The following is a 2,632-nucleotide window of genomic DNA, read 5'->3' as shown; positions in this document are numbered from 1 at the left end:
CCCTATCCTCTGAAGGTCTTTGCGGGAAAAAAACAAGCCGAGGATTATACCTGAGCTATGACCTCACGCGCCAGTTGAGGTCGGGCTTGATGCGGAAACATTGCGACTTAAAAGGTCGCGCAGTTGATTTTTCTCTTCGGTGCTCAATTCACTTTGACGTGCTTTTCGAAGAAGTTGTTCCAGGTTTCGCTCGCGTTGGCGGGCTGACAAGCTAGTAATGGTGTCGAAAAACTGTTGTTCAAGGTTATCTCCATCAATCAGCCATTCCTTTTCTGCCAGCGCTTTGAGCAGTCGGCCTTGTTCGGTGCCGTGCCAGCGCGCAATCAGTTGAAATGAGTTTAGCTTGGGATTCTTCTGTACGGCTTCGAGCAGGGCGACCAACAGTTGTGTGTTGGTATGGTCCTCGGCAGCGAAGTGCCCGGCATCCTCGACTTTCTCAGCCAGTTGCGGGTGATGCAGCAATGTGCGCAAGGCGGCCAGGGTAGGCGGCTCTACAGCGGCCGGAATCCGTGGCGCGCGCGGTTGATCGCGATCACCACCCCGTTTGCCATTCTTGTCCCACGGCTTCTTGTCCCATTTCTTTCCACCTGCACCAGGCTTCTTCGGCGTCCACTCCTGCTGCGGCGCGTACATCTCTTGTGCCTGCGGCTGATGGTAGTCGCTGTAATCCGGCATGGCGTCGTAATCGATGCCTGGATCGTAAGCGGGTGGCGCTTCCTGATGCTGAGGCGTGCTTTGCACCAGTTGGCTCACGGCTTCACCACTAAGCCCGGTAATTTCGCTCAGGCGCTGGCGCATCAAGATGCGCAGGTTGGCGCCCGGGACTTTGTCGATCAGCGGCGCGGCGAGGGTGGCCATATGGGCCTTGCCTTCGAGGGAGCGCGGGTCCGATTCCTCGGTCAGCTGTTGAAAAAAGTAATCGGCCAACGGCTGGGCGTGCTGATTGATCCGTGCGCGGAAGGCGTCAGTGCCCTCGGAGCGGACCAGGGTATCCGGATCTTCGCCTTCAGGCAGGAACAGAAAGCGCGCCCGACGGCCATCTTGCAGGCATGGCAGGGTTGCCTCCAGTGCCCGCCAGGCGGCATTTCGGCCCGCTTGGTCACCATCAAAGCAGAACAGCACGCTGGGCACGACGCGAAACAGGCGCTTCATGTGTTCTTCGCTGGTGGCGGTACCCAGTGTTGCGACGGCATTGCGCAGGCCTTGCTGGGCGAGGGCGATGACGTCCATGTAGCCTTCGACGACGATGATTTCGTCGAGGTTGCGATTGTTTTTGCGTGCTTCATAAAGGCCGTAGAGTTCCTGGCCCTTATGGAAAACCGGAGTTTCAGGTGAATTCAGGTATTTCGGCTTGTCGTCGCCCAGTACCCGGCCGCCAAAGGCAATGATGCGCCCGCGACTGTCGCGGATCGGGAACATCACGCGATCGCGGAAGCGGTCATAGCGCTTGCCGGTTTCGGCGTTCTCGATCAACAGGCCGGCATCGATCATGGCTTTTTGCTGCAGGGTATCGCTGCTCAAGTGCTTGTACAGATTGTCCCAGCCAGGCGGGGCAAAACCGAGGCCGAAGTCCCGGGCGATTTCACCCGTTAGTCCACGACCCTTCAAATAATCCACGGCGGCTTTGCGCGACGGATGGCTTTTCAGGGCTTGACGATAAAAGTCGGCGGCGGCAGTGAGCAGCGGATACAGCGGCGAATCAGTAGGCTGGCGAGGTTTGTGCGCCCGACCGCTTTCTTCGCGGGGAATTTCCATGCCGGCGGCTTTGGCCAGTTCTTCGACAGCCTGGACAAAATCCAGATTGTCATGGTCCATCATGAAGCCGAGGGCGTTACCGCCAGCGCCGCAGCCGAAACAGTAGTAGAACTGTTTGTCGGGGCTGACGCTGAAGGAGGGGGTTTTCTCTTTGTGGAACGGGCAGCAGGCAGTGTAGTTCTTGCCGGCTTTTTTCATTTGCAGGCGCGAGCTGACCACGTCGACGATGTCGGTGCGGTTCAGAAGGTCGTCAATGAAGCTCTGGGGAATTAGCCCGGCCATGGCGTTCTCGTCATCTGCGCTGAAATGGACCCAAAACGAAGGGCGGCCAAACGCGGGTCGTTGTTCGAGGCACGCAGGGTGTGCGGCTCGACCTGTGTCGTCTGCGTATCGCTGTCGGGAAGTGTATCTGCCGAAAATCCACTGACGTTAATACCAATCAGTATTCGACTATTTGAAAGTGTTTCGCTGAATCCGGCGACGGCCAGTCATTGGCCTCGGATAGCTCATAAGCGGGCACGCAAGAAGGTGCCTTGGGCTGATCGTCGTGAGAGGAATCAGTGGGTGTGCTCGTCAGTAGCCTTGGAAGGCTCGTCAGAAAAGACGTGCACCGCTGGCAAAAGAGCCAGGTCTGACGCTGTGAAGCAGATTTGTCTCGGTCGCGTCTGCGGCTTTGACGGTGAAGCATCAAGCGTTGTCCGCAAATGCCATTAGCCCGGCTTGGGGCCGGGCTTGGCAGAAGCTTGCTACGATCGTCTGTGTATTAGTACAGACGAACGGCGCGGCGCTGTTCGCGCTGAACTTTCTTGGCGTGACGCTTATAAGCGGCTGCTGCTTTACGCTTACGCTCAGAAGTTGTCTTCTCGTAAAAATCTCG

General features: G+C 57.5%; 1 protein-coding gene and 1 pseudogene. Both read right to left on the bottom strand.

The features are described 5' to 3' along the window. Positions 1–63 precede the first annotated feature (63 nt). Positions 64–2,037, bottom strand: a complete 1,974-nt coding sequence (gene dnaG / locus ACIPLA_RS27990) for a DNA primase (RefSeq protein ID WP_192344797.1) — start codon at positions 2,035–2,037, stop codon at positions 64–66. 481 nt (positions 2,038–2,518) lie between these two features. Continuing rightward, positions 2,519–2,632, bottom strand: a pseudogene (gene rpsU, locus ACIPLA_RS27985) (30S ribosomal protein S21); the annotation flags it as partial.

It is taken from the genome of Pseudomonas sp. NPDC086112 (assembly GCF_044746425.1).
Classification (GTDB): Bacteria; Pseudomonadota; Gammaproteobacteria; order Pseudomonadales; family Pseudomonadaceae; genus Aquipseudomonas.
This window is presented reverse-complemented; position numbering and strand designations above follow the sequence as displayed.